At 65.8% G+C, this 15,239-nt stretch carries 16 protein-coding genes; 9 read left to right on the forward strand and 7 right to left on the reverse strand.

Annotation, left to right across the window (positions count from 1 at the left end; translation table 11 throughout):
- The first annotated feature begins 168 nt into the window (after positions 1-168).
- From CSQ99_RS23260 to CSQ99_RS23270, 3 genes are read left to right on the forward strand one after another with little or no spacing between them, the layout of a single operon-like run.
- On the forward strand, positions 169-1,902 hold the full coding sequence (locus tag CSQ99_RS23260; protein WP_245909052.1) for a flavin-containing monooxygenase: 1,734 nt from the start codon (positions 169-171) through the stop codon (positions 1,900-1,902).
- On the forward strand, positions 1,902-2,702 hold the full coding sequence (locus tag CSQ99_RS23265) for a mycofactocin-coupled SDR family oxidoreductase (RefSeq protein WP_099041363.1): 801 nt from the start codon (positions 1,902-1,904) through the stop codon (positions 2,700-2,702). The genes CSQ99_RS23260 and CSQ99_RS23265 overlap by 1 nt, the downstream gene beginning before the upstream one ends.
- A 2-nt stretch (positions 2,703-2,704) precedes the next feature.
- Complete coding sequence (locus tag CSQ99_RS23270) at positions 2,705-3,532, forward strand: mycofactocin-coupled SDR family oxidoreductase (protein ID WP_176561169.1); 828 nt, start codon at positions 2,705-2,707, stop codon at positions 3,530-3,532.
- Positions 3,533-3,536: 4 nt separating this feature from the next.
- On the opposite strand, the gene CSQ99_RS23275 is transcribed toward CSQ99_RS23270, so the two are convergent.
- The 5 genes from CSQ99_RS23275 to CSQ99_RS23295 form a co-directional block, all read right to left on the reverse strand.
- On the reverse strand, positions 3,537-4,394 hold the full coding sequence (locus tag CSQ99_RS23275; protein ID WP_099041365.1) for an alpha/beta fold hydrolase: 858 nt from the start codon (positions 4,392-4,394) through the stop codon (positions 3,537-3,539).
- A gap of 115 nt (positions 4,395-4,509) precedes the next feature.
- A complete protein-coding gene (locus tag CSQ99_RS23280; RefSeq protein WP_099041366.1) occupies positions 4,510-4,794 on the reverse strand; it encodes an SH3-like domain-containing protein in 285 nt (94 codons plus the stop codon).
- Entirely contained in the window at positions 4,791-5,384 is a 594-nt protein-coding gene (gene nthA / locus CSQ99_RS23285; protein ID WP_099041367.1) for a nitrile hydratase subunit alpha, read from the reverse strand. The genes CSQ99_RS23280 and nthA overlap by 4 nt, the downstream gene beginning before the upstream one ends.
- Positions 5,374-6,021: a nitrile hydratase subunit beta gene (gene nthB / locus CSQ99_RS23290; RefSeq protein ID WP_099041390.1), complete on the reverse strand. Its 648-nt coding sequence runs from the start codon at positions 6,019-6,021 to the stop codon at positions 5,374-5,376. Before nthB ends, nthA begins: the two co-directional genes overlap by 11 nt.
- Before the next feature lie 62 nt (positions 6,022-6,083).
- Positions 6,084-6,800, reverse strand: coding sequence for a hypothetical protein (locus CSQ99_RS23295; RefSeq protein ID WP_176561170.1), 717 nt, complete (start codon positions 6,798-6,800; stop codon positions 6,084-6,086).
- 153 nt (positions 6,801-6,953) lie between these two features.
- Between CSQ99_RS23295 and CSQ99_RS23300 the strand changes: the two genes are divergently transcribed.
- From CSQ99_RS23300 to holA, 3 genes are read left to right on the forward strand one after another with little or no spacing between them, the layout of a single operon-like run.
- The gene (locus CSQ99_RS23300) at positions 6,954-7,775 is read left to right on the forward strand and encodes a helix-hairpin-helix domain-containing protein (RefSeq protein WP_099041368.1); all 822 of its coding nucleotides are present in this window, start codon (positions 6,954-6,956) and stop codon (positions 7,773-7,775) included.
- 5 nt (positions 7,776-7,780) lie between these two features.
- The gene (locus CSQ99_RS23305; RefSeq protein ID WP_099041392.1) at positions 7,781-9,322 is read left to right on the forward strand and encodes a ComEC/Rec2 family competence protein; all 1,542 of its coding nucleotides are present in this window, start codon (positions 7,781-7,783) and stop codon (positions 9,320-9,322) included.
- Entirely contained in the window at positions 9,319-10,281 is a 963-nt protein-coding gene (gene holA / locus CSQ99_RS23310) for a DNA polymerase III subunit delta (RefSeq protein WP_099041369.1), read from the forward strand. Before CSQ99_RS23305 ends, holA begins: the two co-directional genes overlap by 4 nt.
- Positions 10,282-10,297: 16 nt before the next feature.
- Here holA and rpsT read toward each other — a convergent pair whose 3' ends face one another.
- Positions 10,298-10,558, reverse strand: coding sequence for a 30S ribosomal protein S20 (rpsT, locus tag CSQ99_RS23315; RefSeq protein ID WP_099041370.1), 261 nt, complete (start codon positions 10,556-10,558; stop codon positions 10,298-10,300).
- A gap of 150 nt (positions 10,559-10,708) precedes the next feature.
- On the opposite strand from rpsT, the gene CSQ99_RS23320 reads away from it, so the two are divergent.
- From CSQ99_RS23320 to CSQ99_RS23330, 3 genes are read left to right on the forward strand one after another with little or no spacing between them, the layout of a single operon-like run.
- On the forward strand, positions 10,709-12,418 hold the full coding sequence (locus CSQ99_RS23320; protein ID WP_099041371.1) for a circularly permuted type 2 ATP-grasp protein: 1,710 nt from the start codon (positions 10,709-10,711) through the stop codon (positions 12,416-12,418).
- The gene (locus CSQ99_RS23325; RefSeq protein WP_099041372.1) at positions 12,418-13,395 is read left to right on the forward strand and encodes an alpha-E domain-containing protein; all 978 of its coding nucleotides are present in this window, start codon (positions 12,418-12,420) and stop codon (positions 13,393-13,395) included. The genes CSQ99_RS23320 and CSQ99_RS23325 overlap by 1 nt, the downstream gene beginning before the upstream one ends.
- Positions 13,395-14,234 carry a transglutaminase family protein gene (locus tag CSQ99_RS23330; protein WP_099041373.1) on the forward strand — a complete coding sequence of 280 codons (840 nt, stop codon included), beginning with the start codon at positions 13,395-13,397 and terminating at the stop codon, positions 14,232-14,234. Before CSQ99_RS23325 ends, CSQ99_RS23330 begins: the two co-directional genes overlap by 1 nt.
- Before the next feature lie 12 nt (positions 14,235-14,246).
- Here the strand turns inward: CSQ99_RS23330 and CSQ99_RS23335 are convergent, their stop codons facing one another.
- Positions 14,247-15,185, reverse strand: coding sequence for an esterase family protein (locus tag CSQ99_RS23335; RefSeq protein ID WP_099041374.1), 939 nt, complete (start codon positions 15,183-15,185; stop codon positions 14,247-14,249).
- Positions 15,186-15,239 lie beyond the last annotated feature (54 nt).

Below are 15,239 nucleotides of genomic sequence, written 5' to 3' on the forward strand. Positions count from 1 at the left end.
TGGTGTACCGCAGATCGCGGTCGCGCCGCAGCCGATCCCGATCAGCGGACGGCTGGTTTTCAGAACTCGATGTGCACCGCGTCGGAGACGGGTCGCGACCGACAGGCCAAGATCACCCACGGGCCGCACCGTCCTTCGCGGCATGAGTGGGGCACGTCGATAATCGATATGGTGCCGTTGCCCGCTGGGGACGGTGGCGGCCCGGTGTCCGGGAGAGGAACTCGGGAGCGTCCAGTCACCGGGAAACTGCCCGGTTCGACCCGTGCGACGTCCTACCGTGTGGTGGTGAGCAAGGAGACAGACGTGGATGTCTTGGACGTCATTGTCGTGGGCGCAGGGTTCGCCGGAATCTACGCCTTGCACAAATTCCGGTCCCTGGGATTGACGACGCGGGTATTCGAGGCCGCGCCGGAGGTCGGCGGCACCTGGTACTTCAACCGGTATCCCGGTGCGCGCTGTGACGTGGAGAGCGTCGACTACTGCTATTCGTTCTCCGACGAGTTGCAACAGCAATGGTCCTGGAGCGAGAAGTATGCGACGCAGGCCGAGATCCTGCGCTACCTCAACTGGGTGGTCGACACACTCGACCTGCGCGACGGAATCACGTTCAATACCCGGGTCACATCGGCGGTGTTCGACGAGACGGCTCTGCGCTGGACAGTGAGCACTGACGAGAGGGAGTCGGTCAGCGCACGGTTCTGTGTGATGGCGACGGGACCGCTGTCGGCGGCGTTGACGCCGGACTTCGAAGGCTTGCCCACGTTCGCGGGCGAGGTGTACCACACCGCGCATTGGCCGAAAGAGGCCGTCGACTTCACCGGCAAGCGCGTCGCGGTGATCGGCACCGGCTCATCCGGCATCCAGTCGATACCGATCATCGCCGATCAGGCGGATTCGCTCGTCGTCTTTCAGCGCACTCCGAATTTCAGTGTGCCCGCGGGCAATCGAGCGCTGACCGACCAGGACATTGCCGATTACAAGGCCGGCTACGACGAGCGACGGCGGTTGTCGTGGCGCAGCGGCGGCGGCTCACCGCACATCGCACATCCCAAGCTGACGATGGAGGCCAGCGCGCAGGAGCGCAGGGCGGCCTTCGAACGACGATGGGAACTCGGCGGCGTGTTGTTCTCCAAGACGTTCAGCGACCAGATGACCGACATCGAAGCCAACGACGAGGCCCGCAGGTTCTACGAGGAAAAGGTCCGCGGCGTCATCGACGATCCCGACGTCGCCGATCTGCTGATTCCGAACGACCACCCGATCGGCACCAAGCGGATCTGCACCGACACCAACTACTTTCAGACCTTCAACCGCTCGCACGTCGAACTTGTCAGCGTGCGCAGGACACCGATCGAGTCCATCGACGCGACGGGTATCAACACCTCCGAGGCCCGTTTCGATGTCGATGCGATTGTGCTCGCCACCGGCTTCGACGCGATGACGGGCGCCTTGGCCAAGATCGAGATCGTCGGACGCGACGGGCACACGTTGCGCGACGACTGGGCCGACGGACCGCGTACCTATCTCGGATTGTGTGTCGACGATTTCCCGAATCTGTTCATGGTGTCCGGCCCCGGCGCCCCCGCCGTGCTGGCCAACATGGTGCTGCATGCTGAAGCCCACGTGAACTGGATCGCCGAGGCCATCACCTATCTCGACGACCACGGTCACACCGCCATCGAGGCGACGGCCGACGCCGTCGAGGACTGGAACGCCGAACTGAGCCGTCGGGCGGAGGCGTCGCTGTTCACAAGGGCGAACTCCTGGTACATGGGGGCGAATGTGCCTGGTAAGCCTCGGGGTTTCATGCTGTTCATCGGCGGGTTTGCCACCTATCTCGACATCTGCAACGAGGTCGTGGCTGCGGGCTACAAAGGGTTCAGCCTCTCGAAGGCGCAGTGATGTCGGGACTCGACGACAAGGTGGTCGTCGTGACCGGCGCCGCCAGGGGAACGGGCCGCGTGCACTGCCAGCGGTTCGCCGACGAAGGTGCCGACGTCATCGCTCTCGATGCCGCCGCGCTCGCCGATGATTTGGGCGACACGGCGACGCAGGTGCGCGATCGCGGTCGGCGATGCGTCGCCGCGACGGCCGACGTGCGCGACGCCGAGGCGATGTCCGCCGCGATCGACGCCGCCGTCGGCGAATTGGGCCGGCTCGACGTCGTCGTCGCCAACGCCGGTGTGCACACCGCGGGTGCACCGGTATGGGAACTCAGCGAGGAAACCTGGCAGAACACGCTGGACATCAATCTGACCGGCGTCTGGCACACCGTGAAGTCGGCGGTGCCACACATCGGCGCGAGCGGGGGATCGGTGGTGATCATCAGCTCCACCAACGGATTACGCGGTACCGCCAACACCGCCCATTACACCGCCAGCAAGCATGCCTTGGTCGGCCTTGCCCGCACGCTGGCCAACGAACTGGGCGCGCAGCGAATTCGGGTCAACACCGTTCATCCGGGGGCGGTAGGCACCGCGATGGTGCTCAACGAGGCGACGTTTCGACGTCTGTGTCCCGATCTGCCGAACCCGACGGCGGCCGACGCCGCCGAAGTCCTCAAGGCGCGCAACCTGTTGCCGGTGGGATGGGTCGAGCCTGTCGACATCGCCAACGCCGTCGTGTTCCTCGCCTCCGACGAAGGCCGCTACATCACCGGAACCCAGATCGTGGTCGATGCCGGCCTGACGCAGAAGGTATGACCATGGATCGCTTGCAGGGAAAGGTCGCCTTGATCACCGGGGCGGCCAGGGGCATCGGGCGCGCGCAGGCGGTGCGGTTCGCGCAGGAGGGCGCCGACATCATCGCGCTCGACATCTGCGGTCCGGTGGACACCGTCGTCACACCACCCGCCACCCGGGCCGACCTCGACGAGACGGTCGAGCTGGTCGCCGAAGCGGGTGGCCGGGTCGTCGCGGAGGTCGTCGACGTCCGCGACACCGAGGCCGTGCAGGGTGCGACTGACCGTGGTGTCGAACAGCTCGGCGGCCTCGACGTCGTCTGCGCGACGGCGGGGATCACGTCGCGCGGGCTAGCCACCGAACTGAGCGAAAACGCCTGGCAGACAATGCTCGATATCAACCTGACCGGGGTGTGGCGCACCTGTCGCGCCACGGCTCCACATCTCATTGAACGCGGCGCCGGGTCGATGATTCTGATCAGCTCCATCGCGGGCCTGCGGGGGTTGGTCGGCGTGGCGCACTACACCTCGGCCAAACACGGAGTCGTCGGCCTGATGCGCAGCCTGGCCAATGAACTTGCGCCGCACAATATCCGGGTCAACACGGTGCATCCGACCAACGTGGACACCCCGATGATTCAGAATGACCATGTCCGCGCGGCGTTCCGGCCGGACCTCGAGCACGTGACCCGCGAGCAGTTCGCCGAGTCGGCGTGTTCGATGAACATGCTTGCCATCCCGTGGGTCGAAGCCGTCGACGTCGCCAATGCATGCCTGTTCCTGGCCTCCGACGAGGCCCGGTACATCACGTCCGTTTCGCTTCCGGTGGACGCGGGCAGCACCCAGCGCTGAGAGGTCAGCGCGTCAGAAACGACAGCACAGTCGACACGAACGCGTCTTTGGCCTCGATCATCGCCCAGTGGCCACAGTTGGGAAACACGTGCAGTTCGGCGTTGGGGATGGTGCGCATCGGGATCAGTGCCATGTCCAACGGGCTCACCCGGTCGTCGCGGCCCCACGTCAGAAGCGTCGGCGCCGCGAGCTTGTGCATCATCGCCCACGGCATCGGGGCGTCGGATGCCCGCATGCCCGCCATCATCTGTGCGAACGCCGCCTTGCCGTACATGCGCCGGGCGCTCTCCAGCGTCGGCGGGTCGGTCGCCAGCGCCCACCGCTCCTCGATGAGTTGCTCGGTCACCAGCGCCGGGTCGAACACCATCGAGTTCAACCAGTCGACCAGTCGCTGCCGGGTCGGATTCTCGGTGAACTCCTGCAGGAGCCTGATGCCTTCGCTCGGCCCCGGCGAGAAGATGTTCGTACCGATCCCGCCGATCGTGACGAGGCGCCGCACCTTGGCCGGCTGGTGAATCGCGTAGTTGATACCGACGGCGCCACCCATCGAATTGCCCACGATGTCAACGGAATCCAGACCGAGCGCGTCGACGAATGTGCCGACCGCACCGAATGCCGTGATCATCGGGTGACCGCCGAAGTCGTCGCTCACGCCGAAGCCTGGAAACTCCAGCACGAGGCAGCGGTAGTGCTCGGCGAAGATGCCCAGAATGCCGCGGAAGTTGCGCCAGCCCGTCACACCGGGGCCGGAGCCGTGCAGGAGCAGCAGCGGGGTACCCGCGCCCGCTTCGTGGTAGCGAAGCACGCCCGCCTCGGTTGATATCTCGCGAAGCGTGTCATCGTAGGTCAATTCCGCTGCCATCACCGATCCCGTCACCGACGTTTGGGTCATACCTCAGACTGGCATCGTGACATACGGCCGCGCGGCCACGGTCCCGGTGAGCGGGCTATGAGCGGCGACTGAACACCCACGGCCGTTAGAGCGGCGAGCGCTCGGTCGGCGTGGCAGCGTCGAGCGCGGCGGGCGTCGCGAGGTCGAGATCGAGCACCATCGACTCGAGTGCCCTGCCCCAACTCTCGTAGTACGGGCGCTGCGGGTCGGCGGCGATCTCGTCGGCCAGGCGGTGCCGGAACGCATCCCATGGCAGGCCGAGCTTTTCGACCACGGCGACGGCGATGCCCAGCGCCCGCGCCTGCCACGGTGCGTCGAAGACGAGGTTTCCGTTGTCGCGGGGCAGGGATTCGTCGTCGGGGATGTTCACAACCGCTGCACACCGATCATCGAGTCGCGGGTGACCAACCCGGCGAGTTCGTCCTCCGACATCTCGTCGGTGCTGGCGGGCCGCATCGGCAGCACGAGATACCTTGCCTCCGAACTGGAGTCCCACACCTGGATCTCGACGTCATCGGGTACGACGGTGCCCATCTCGGCGAGCAGCTTCCGTGGTTCACGCACAGCGCGTGCGCGATAGGGCGGTTCCTTGTACCACTTCGGGGGTAGCCCCAGCGTCGGCCACGGGTAGCAAGAGCACAGCGTGCACACCACGAGGTTGTGCACCGCAGCCGTGTTCTCGACGACGATCATGTGCTCACCCTGTGGACCGCCGAACCCGAGAGCGTCGATAGCCGCGGTCGCGTCGTCGAGTAGCTGCTCCCTATAGGCGGGATCGCTCCACGCTCTCGCAACGACCCGCGCACCATTCATCGGGCCGAAGTTGTGCTCGACGTGCGCGACGACTGCGTCGACCGCGGCGATGTCCAGGATTCCGTTCTCGATGAGGACCGACTCGATCGCCGCGACGCGGGCCTCGATCGGCGCCAGTTCGGCGGGGTGGTGGTGGTCAGCTGCCATCAGTGTCCTCGAATACGGCGGGCCGCAGGTATCGCTCGAACAGATCGACGTGGACGACCTCGCCATTGCCGCCCCCGTCGCCCCACAGCTCATGGGATGTGAACCGGACCGCGTAGAAGGGGTCGGTCACCGAACCGCCGCCGTGTGCCTCGATGTCGTCGACGTCGACCACGCCGTGCACGCGAACGATGGTGCCGCGCCTGCCCTGCACATAGCGCGGAGCCCTGGTGTGTCCGGGCGGATGCCATTCGCGTACCCGCACCCCGTCGCCGACTTTGTACCGCGGCTCGGTGCGCGACGTGAGGTCGTCGGTCAGGACGCCACGGTCCGGTTGTGACAATGGGAAGCTTCCTCCGGCGCGCCGCTCGAGGTCTTCGCGGGTCGTCAGACCGGCCTCGACAGCCATCGTCGCGACTCCGGTCAGCCAGTGCTCGAAATAGGGCGATGAGAGGTAGTGCGCCGGATCCATCCGTTCGATCGAATGGCGGAAGGCGGGCAAGTTGAGGCCCAGCGGACCGGAGCCGACTTTGAGGCGAAAGACGCGCCGCTCCCAATCCTCGGCGAATGGGGATTCGTCGGCGTCGTGTTCCACCGGGCCGAACCCGGCGATTCCACCGAGGTCATGCACCCCATCCACGATTCTGGATGTTACGGCGAACGGTTCGCCGACGTTCGCGGATTGAACTTCCCTGCCGTCGGTCACTCGGCGGCATCGTCGACCGTGGCCGGTTCGTCCACCCGGTCGGGCTCGCCCACCGTGTCGTCCACGGTCTCGGACCGATGGTCGCGTTGCTGCTCCAACGACAATGCGATGCCCAGCGCCAGGAAGAACAGAATGAACAACGGTGCACCGAGATAGGAGTTCATCGGGCCGCCCGGTGAGATGAAACTTCCCGGGGGGCCGATGATGGTAATCGTTTCGATCAGCTGCTCCACCGCGAAGACGGCGGCAACGATTCCGAGCCAGCGGGGAAACCGACCATCGTTGGCAGCCAACAGAATCGGTACCGACACCATGATATTGGTGATCGTCAGCATCGGACCCCACATGGTCACGACATCGGTGATCGTCCGCGCGGTCGCCGAGCCGAGCTGCGCGGGGTGCAGCGCCAACCCGGCGGTGAACCATGTCGCGATGAACACCTGCACCAGCACCGCCGCCGCACCGATGGTGAAGACGTAGCTTGGTGGCCCGCTCAACCGTTCGCGGGCGTACCCGAGTAACACCACCAGCGCGAGGGATCCGAATGCCAACAACAATGCTTGCATTCGCATCGTCGCCGAGTGCTCGCTGACGTGCGCGACGATGTCTGATCCCGGCTGGTCAACGCCGGGAAGTTTCGGAATCACAATCAGCGCAACGGCGTACAGCACCGCGAACGCAATACCCGCGATCATCGGGGTACGACGATCCATGCTGCCTTCCCTGTGTGCCGCGTTGATTGTCGCGAACGCCGGAAGTCAATCGTAGACAACGTAGTTATCCACAACCGCCATTTGATCCCCAGCGCGCGCCGCGTGTCCCCGAGCGTGGGGCGAACAGTCCGAGTTCGGTCCTACTTTCACCTCATGCGAACGGAATTGCCCGCAGAGCGTCTGCATCGCCGCCTCGGCGCGGAAAGCGAGCCCGATGGCGAACGGGACGCCGCCCCTCAACCCGACACGCTGTTATCTCGGTGGCTGCCCGAATCCCAGTCGGGTGGCGCATCGGGTTGGGTGGCGGCCGTGCGAGCCGACCCAGGACGTGCGGGGGTCATCGCATTGGGTGTCGTGGGCGTCATCGCCGTGCTGGTGACGCTGTTCACGCTCGCTCGTGACGATTCCCCACCGGTTTCGTCGGCCAAATTGCCGCCAGTGCAGATGGTTTCGTCAGCGAGCCCGACACCGCCCGGCGGCGCACCGACGTCTCGGGAACCGGTTGTGGTCAGCGTGGTCGGCCTTGTCGGTGAGCCCGGCCTCGTCACGCTGGATCCGGGCGCGCGGATCGCTGACGCGCTGACCGCCGCGGGCGGGCCGCTGGAGGGGGCGGACCTGCTCGAACTGAACATGGCCCGACGCCTTGCCGACGGCGAGCAGATCGTCGTCGGCATTGCGCCTGTCCCCGGAGGGCCCGCGACCATGGGTAGCTCCGTCAGCCCCGGTCAGAGCCCGGCAGCGTCGGAGGCCCCTTCCACTCAGGGAGACGCCACGACACCGGGCGGCCTGGTGAACCTCAACAGCGCCACCGAGGAGCAGCTGGACACCCTTCCCGGGATCGGCCCGGTCACCGCCGCCGCGATCATCGCGTGGCGCGACGCCAACGGAGGATTCAGCAGCGTCGAGCAACTCGGCGATGTGGAGGGCATCGGGCCGGCGCGACTGGACAAACTGCGCGACCGCGTCCATGTGTGACCCGGATGAACGACGGCACAACGAGGGTCGACCTGCGGCTGGTACCGGCGGCTCTTACCGGATGGGCGGTGACTGCGGCCGGAATCCTCTGGCAAACAACCGGTTTGATTGTCACGCTGGCCGTGGCCGTCGCGGCGGCCTCCGCGGTGGGGTGGTGGTTCCGCGCCCGAGGTGAGGACACCGATAACCGCGCGATCGGCGCGGGTGTGCTTGCCGTCGCCGTGGTCGGCGCGGCGTTGGCGATCTCGGTCGGACTGCGCCTCGACGCGCAACGGCAGCATCCGATCACTCAGCGCTACGGCACGATCGCCACCGTCGTTGTCTCGCCGGTCGAAACCCCGCGCCAACTGGGCGGCAACCGGACCATGTTTCGTGGAACTCTGCAGGTGCTCGACGGTCACGAGGCGGCCGGCAGGGTGGTCGTATTCGGCTCGGCCGCCGCTTTTTCAGAGCTGGCCGCGGGCCGGCCGGTCGGCTTCCGCGCCCGACTCGGCCGACCGACGCGTCAGGACCTCACAGTTGCGGTGCTGTCGGCGACAGGTCAACCGACGTGGGGCGAAGCGGCGACGGTCTACCGGGCCGCACACGAGATCCGGGGACGATTCGCCGACGCGGCACGCGGTGCGCTGCCGGCCGATCAGGCGGCGATTCTGCCGGCGTTGGTGCTCGGCGATACGTCGGCGTTGCCGCAGCAGACGACGGCGGAGTTCCGCACGTCGGGGTTGACGCACTTGACCGCGGTGTCCGGCGCCAACGTGACGATCGTGTGCGGCGCGGTGCTGCTGAGCGCCGGATTGGTCGGTCCGCGGGTCGCGGTCGTGCTTGCGGCGTTCGCGCTGCTGCTCTTCGTGATCGTCGTACAGCCCTCGGCGAGTGTGCTGCGCGCCGCGGTCATGGGCGCGATCACGCTGTTGGCCGTGTTGTCTCGCCGTCGCCGCCAGGCGATCCCGGCGCTGTCGGCCACGGTGCTGGCTTTGATGATCGCGTCGCCGGAACTGGCCGTCGACGTCGGATTCGCGCTGTCGGTGTCGGCGACTGCGGCGTTGGTTGTGATCGCACCCGAATGGTCAAGGCGGCTCGTTGGCCGTGGCTGGCCCAAACCGCTCGCCGACGCGGTGTGCGTCGCCGTCGCCGCGCAATTGGTCACCGCGCCGCTGATCGCGGGGATATCGGGCACCTTCAGCGTCATGTCGGCCGCGGCGAATTTGGCTGTCGCCGCGGTGATCCCGCCGATCACCGTCGTCGGCACCGCGGCCGCGGCGCTCTGCTGGATCTGGCCTGCCGGCGCGGACCTGCTGATTCGTTTCACCGGACCTGAATTGTGGTGGCTGCTCAGGGTTGCGCACTGGTCGGCGAAAATTCCCGGAGCGTCGCTCGCTGTGCCCTCGGGGCTGCTGGGTGCTGTCACGGTCGCGGCGGCGGGACTGGCTGCGGTGGTGTTGTGGCGCTGGCGCTGGACACGGATCGGCGTATACGTGGCGGTCGTGCTCGGACTGGCGTGGACGATGTCGGGTCTGTCAGCCGGCCATGACACGATCGTGGGGTGAGTGAGGACGCGGCACGCCTGCACCTGGTGCTCGGAGACGAAGAGTTGCTGGTCGAACGCGCAGTATCGGTGGTGCTCAATGGTGTCCGTAAGCAGGCCGGCACCGAGGACATCCCGGTCGACCGGATGCGTGCCGGTGAGGTCAGCACCAGCGAGCTGGCCGAATTGCTCAGCCCGTCGCTGTTCGCCGACGAGCGTGTGGTCGTATTGGAGTCCGCAGGCGAGGCAGGCAAGGACGCGGTTGCACTCATCTCCGATGTCGCCGCGGATCTGCCGCCAGGAACCGTGTTGGTCGTGGTGCACTCGGGTGGTGGGCGTGCGAAGGCGTTGGCTGACAAACTCAAAAACCTTGGTGCACAGGTTCATCCATGTGCGCGTATCACGAAGTTCGCCGAGCGCGCGGACTTTGTGCGGCGCGAGTTTCGCGCGCTGAAGGTCAAGGTCAGCGACGACACGGTGACCGCGCTGCTCGACGCCGTCGGGTCCGACATCCGCGATCTGGCCTCGGTCTGCTCGCAACTGGTCGCCGACACCGACGGTGAGGTCGACACCGCAGCCGTGCGTCGCTACCACTCGGGCAAGGCCGAGGTGAAGGGGTTCGATATCGCCGACAAGGCGGTCGTCGGCGACGTCGCGGGTGCCGCCGAGGCGCTGCGCTGGGCGATGTTGAGCGGTGAGCCTCAAGTCGTGTTGGCCGACGCGCTGGCCGAGGCAGTCCATACGATCGCCCGCGTCGCGCCGCTATCGGGAGATCCGTACCGGCTGGCATCTGAGCTGGGCATGCCGCCGTGGCGGGTGCAAAAGGCGCAGAAGCAGGCGAGACGGTGGTCGCGTGCTTCGGTCGCCGAGGCGATGCGCCTTGTTGCAGCGTTGAACGCCGACGTCAAGGGAGCCGCAGCGGACGCCGACTACGCGCTGGAGTCAGCGGTGCGGAAGGTCGCCGAGCTCGTCCAGGATTGAACCGGACTGAGGCGAATCAGATCTTGTTGAAGGCGCGCGACAGAGCCGACTTGCGGTTGGCGGCCTGGTTCTTGTGGATCACGCCTTTGCTTGCCGCCTTGTCGAGCTGACGATTGGTGGTGGTCAGCAACTCGCCTGCCTTGTCCTTGTCGCCGGCCTCGACGGCCGCCCGGAAGCCGCGGACTGCGGTGTGAAGCGACGACTTCACCGACTTGTTGCGCAGTCTGCGGCGCTCGTTGGTCTTGATGCGCTTTTCCTGCGACTTGATGTTGGCCACGCGTGTTTTCCTTCGTAAATCCAGGTTGGCTTGAGTGCAAAGACTTTATGGCCCCCGACCTGCGGGCAGCGAGGGTTCAGATTACCAGCGCAATGGGTAAATGCCCAAAATGAACTCACTGGCCTGCCGAAACGCTGCACTTGGTGCAGCATGTCAAAGGTGAGTCTTCGAACGGTCCCCACCGACACCGCCCGGTCGTCGCGCGCCCGTTCGAAGAAACCCCGGCGCCATGACGGCGTTTTCGGTGGTTACAACAACCTGGGTAGCTATTCGAAGGCGTTTGACGAGATGTTCGACGCCCAGGGCAACGTTCGTGGCCCCTACAAGGGCATATTCACCGAGTTGGCACCCTCCGACGCCTCCGAGTTGGCGGCGCGGAGCGAGGCGCTGGGGCGCGCCTTCATCGACCAGGGCATCACGTTCTCGCTGTCCGGCCAGGAGCGGCCGTTCCCCCTTGATCTCGTTCCGCGGGTGATCTCGGCGGCGGAGTGGACCCGTCTCGAGAAGGGGATCACCCAGCGGGTCAAGGCGCTGGAGGCCTACCTCGACGACATCTACGGCGAACAGGAGATTCTGCGCGACGGGGTCATCCCGCGGCGGCTGGTCACCTCATGCGAGCACTTCCATCGTGAGGCGGTCGGGATATCCCCGCCCAACGGAGTACGCATCCACGTCGCAGGCATCGACCTGGTCCGCGATGCGCAGGGCGCCTTTCGCGTGCTGGAGGACAACCTGCGGTCTCCGTCCGGTGTCTCCTACGTGATGGAGAACCGGCGCACGATGGCGCGGGTCTTCCCAAATCTTTTCGCCACCCACCGGGTGCGGGCTGTCGGCGACTACTCGTCGCATCTGCTGCGAGCGCTGCGCAATGCGGCCGCCTCCAACGAAGCCGATCCAACCGTCGTGGTCTTGACGCCCGGTGTCTACAACTCGGCGTACTTCGAGCATTCGCTGCTTGCTCGCCAGATGGGCGTCGAACTTGTCGAAGGCCGCGACCTGTTCTGCCGCGACAACACCGTGTACATGCGCACCACCGAGGGTGAGCGTCAGGTCGACGTCATCTACCGCCGCATCGACGACGATTTCCTCGACCCGATGCAGTTCAACCCCAACTCGGTGCTGGGTGTCGCCGGCCTGCTCAACGCGGCGCGTGCAGGAAACGTCGTCATCTCCAGCGCGGTCGGCAACGGCGTCGGCGACGACAAGCTGGTCTACACATACGTTCCGACCATCATCCAGTACTACCTGGGCGAGAAGCCGCTCCTGGCGAACGTCGACACCTACCGGTGCTGGCTGGACGAGGAACGCGAAGAAGTCCTCGACCGAGTGGATGAACTCGTCATCAAACCGGTCGAGGGCTCCGGCGGCTACGGCATCGTGTTCGGTCCCGAGGCGTCCGAGAAGGAACTCGCGACGATCAGCAAGAAGATCCGAAGCGACCCGCGTGGCTGGATCGCTCAGCCGGTGGTTCAGCTGTCCACCGTGCCGACCCAGATCGACGACAACCTGGCGCCGCGCCACGTCGACCTGCGTCCGTTCGCCGTCAACGACGGTGACGACGTGTGGGTGCTGCCCGGCGGCCTGACTCGGGTAGCGCTGCCCGAAGGGTCGCTGGTGGTCAACTCCAGCCAGGGCGGCGGTTCCAAGGACACCTGGGTGCTGGCCTCGCGCGCGTCGGGGGCCGACCGCGAACTCGCCGCGGCCGAAGTGGTGCGGTCACTACCCAAGGTGCCCAAGGCTCCGAAGAGCGAGAACGGCGCCGAGAGCTCTCAACAGCAACAGCAGGCGCAGCCAACGAACGCGACCAATGGATCACACAAGAGCCAGCAGGAGCAACAGCAGCAGCAAAGGAGCCAATAATGTTGGCTCGCAACGCGGAATCGCTGTACTGGATCGGGCGATACGTCGAGCGCGCCGACGATACCGCCCGCATTCTCGACGTGACAGTGCACCAACTTCTCGAGGATTCCAGCGTCGACCCTGACCAGGCGTCGCGGACCCTGCTGCGCGTGCTCGGCATCGAACCACCCGAAGAATCGCTGGATGTGTGGTCGTTGACCGACATCGTCGCCTTCAGCCACGAAACGCACGGCGCGTGTTCGATCGTCGAAGCCATCTCCGCCGCCCGCGAGAATGCCCGCGGGGCTCGCGAAGTCACCTCGACCGAGATCTGGGAGTGCCTCAACACGACCTACAATTCGCTCGCCGAACGTGAGCGCGCAGCCAAACGTCTTGGGCCACACGAATTCCTGTCGTTCGTGGAGGGGCGCGCCGCTATGTTCGCCGGTTTGGCGGACTCGACGCTGAGTCGCGACGACGGTTACCGGTTCATGGTGCTTGGCCGCGCGATCGAACGAGTCGACATGACTGTCCGGCTGCTGCTGGCTCGTGTCGGCGACAGCGCCTCGTCACCGGCGTGGGTGACAGTGCTGCGTTCTGCGGGCGCACACGACACCTATCTACGCACCTATCGCGGTGTGCTCGACGCGGGCCGCGTCGTCGAATTCATGCTGCTGGACCGGCTTTTCCCGCGGTCTGTCATGTACTCGCTGCGGCTGGCCGAACACAGCCTCGACGAACTGCGTCGCCGGGCCCTCAATCGCGTCGGTGCGACTGCGGAGACGCAGCGACTCCTGGGCCGTGCACGCAGCGAGTTGGAGTTCCTGCGTCCGGGCGTGCTGTTGGATTCGCTCGAGGAGCGCCTCGCCGGGTTGCAGAAGACCTGTGCTGACGTCGGAGAAGCACTGGCAGTGGAGTACTTCCACTCCGCACCCTGGGTCGCGTGGACGGACGCGGGCCACCATGGCCCGCTGGTCATCGAGGAAGGCGAAGTCTGATGTGGCGGCTGCGGGTGGTGCACTCCACCGGATATGCCTACAAGTCGCCGGTGACGGCATCCTTCAACGAGGCCAGGCTGACGCCACGATCGGACGCCCGGCAGAACGTCATCCTGAACCGCGTCGAAACCGTCCCCGCCACAAGGTCATACCGATATGTCGACTACTGGGGTACTGCAGTGACGGCATTCGACCTGCACGCCCCGCACACCGAACTGGAAGTGACCTCGTCGTCGGTGGTGGAGACCAACCGCGGGGCGATGCCGAAAGACGATGTCAGCTGGGAAGACCTGCGTTCGGTGGCGGTGATCGACCGGTTCGACGAGGTGCTCACCGCGACGAAGTACACGCCGGACAGCAAGCGGATCGCCAGGGTGGGACAACGCATTGCCAAGTACCACGAACCGCGGGAGGCCGTTACCGCCGCGGCCAACTGGGTGCACAGTGAACTCGACTACGTGCCCGGGACCACCGGTGTGCACTCGTCCGGTCTGGATGCGCATCGTGAAGGCAAAGGTGTTTGCCAGGACTTCGCACATCTGACCCTGATCCTGTTGCGCAGCATGGGAATTCCCGGCCGCTACGTGTCGGGGTATCTGCATCCGAACAAGAAGGCCAAGATCGATGACACCATCGACGGGCAAAGCCACGCATGGGTGCAGGCGTGGACCGGTGGCTGGTGGAACTACGACCCCACCAACGACGCCGCCATCAACGAGCAATACATCAGCGTCGGTGTCGGTCGAGACTACGCCGATGTCAGCCCGCTCAAGGGCATCTATTCCGGTGAAGGCTCGACCGACCTCGACGTCGTCGTGGAGATCACCCGACTGGCCTAGCTGGCCCGGGACTTACGCCCCGAGTGTGCGCTGGATATCACCCTTCATGGCATTGAGCTGTGCACCCCAGTAGGCCCAGTCGTGGATGCCGCTCGCGGGGAAGTTGAACGTGCCGTTGTTGCCGCCATCGGCGACGTACTGATTCTGGAAGTTCTTGTTGCTGTCCAGCGTGATGCTCTCGAGGACCTGGCCGGGAATTCCGGTGTCACCCAACTCGCCGGGCCGGCCGCTGCCGCAGTACACCCAGATCCTGGTGCCGTTGCTCACCAGCCGGCTGACGTTGACGGTCGGATCGTTGCGCTGCCAGGCCGGCCCGCCACCGGGGCCCCACATTGCGGTGGCATCGAATCCGCCCGCGTCACGCATCGAGATGCCGACCAGCGTAGGCCAGATGCCCTCGGAGAGGTTCAGGAAGCCCGACAGCGATCCGGCGTAGATGAACTGGCCGGGATGGTAGGCGGCCAGGATCAGCGCCGAACTGCCCGACATGGAGAGGCCGACCACGGCATTGCCGCTGGGGGAGATGCCTTTGTTGGCAGACAGATAGGCGGGTAGCTCCGAGGTCAGAAACGTTTCCCACTGATAGTTGTACGTCATGCCATTGCCGACTGCCGGGCCCTGCCAGTTGGTGTAGAAGCTCGACATCCCGCCGACCGGCATGACCACGGACAACCCGGACTCGTAGTAGTTCTCGAACGCGGCGGTCTCGATGTCCCAACCGCTGTTGTCGTCGCGGGCGCGAAGGCCGTCGAGGAGGTAGACAGCATGTGTCCCGCCGCCCTGAAACTTGACGGGGATGTCACGGCCCATGGCCGCGGACGGCACCATCAGCGTCTCGACAGGAAGTCCGGGCCGGGAGTACGCGGCGGCCGACCCCGAGCCGCCTGCGACTGCGATCAACCCCGGCACCACAAGGGCGGCCAGGGCGCCGGCGACGATTCTGCGCGCCATTCTGCTCACTAGTGTCATTTGTTTCGCACATCTTTCGGGTAATGCCGCATCAGC

The organism is Mycobacterium neglectum (assembly GCF_002591975.1).
In the GTDB taxonomy this organism is placed as follows: domain Bacteria; phylum Actinomycetota; class Actinomycetes; order Mycobacteriales; family Mycobacteriaceae; genus Mycobacterium; species Mycobacterium neglectum.

Coding starts and splice junctions, on each gene's coding strand:
- CSQ99_RS23295 (WP_176561170.1), bottom strand. CDS start 6,800: ATGGATCGTCGTACCCCGATGATCGCGGGTATTGCGTTCGCGGTGCTG.
- CSQ99_RS23325 (WP_099041372.1), top strand. CDS start 12,418: ATGTTGGCTCGCAACGCGGAATCGCTGTACTGGATCGGGCGATACGTC.
- CSQ99_RS23305 (WP_099041392.1), top strand. CDS start 7,781: ATGAACGACGGCACAACGAGGGTCGACCTGCGGCTGGTACCGGCGGCT.
- CSQ99_RS23275 (WP_099041365.1), bottom strand. CDS start 4,394: ATGGCAGCGGAATTGACCTACGATGACACGCTTCGCGAGATATCAACC.
- CSQ99_RS23260 (WP_245909052.1), top strand. CDS start 169: ATGGTGCCGTTGCCCGCTGGGGACGGTGGCGGCCCGGTGTCCGGGAGA.
- CSQ99_RS23335 (WP_099041374.1), bottom strand. CDS start 15,185: ATGGCGCGCAGAATCGTCGCCGGCGCCCTGGCCGCCCTTGTGGTGCCG.
- CSQ99_RS23300 (WP_099041368.1), top strand. CDS start 6,954: ATGCGAACGGAATTGCCCGCAGAGCGTCTGCATCGCCGCCTCGGCGCG.
- nthA (WP_099041367.1), bottom strand. CDS start 5,384: ATGGCAGCTGACCACCACCACCCCGCCGAACTGGCGCCGATCGAGGCC.
- CSQ99_RS23270 (WP_176561169.1), top strand. CDS start 2,705: ATGGATCGCTTGCAGGGAAAGGTCGCCTTGATCACCGGGGCGGCCAGG.
- CSQ99_RS23265 (WP_099041363.1), top strand. CDS start 1,902: ATGTCGGGACTCGACGACAAGGTGGTCGTCGTGACCGGCGCCGCCAGG.
- CSQ99_RS23320 (WP_099041371.1), top strand. CDS start 10,709: ATGTCAAAGGTGAGTCTTCGAACGGTCCCCACCGACACCGCCCGGTCG.
- CSQ99_RS23330 (WP_099041373.1), top strand. CDS start 13,395: ATGTGGCGGCTGCGGGTGGTGCACTCCACCGGATATGCCTACAAGTCG.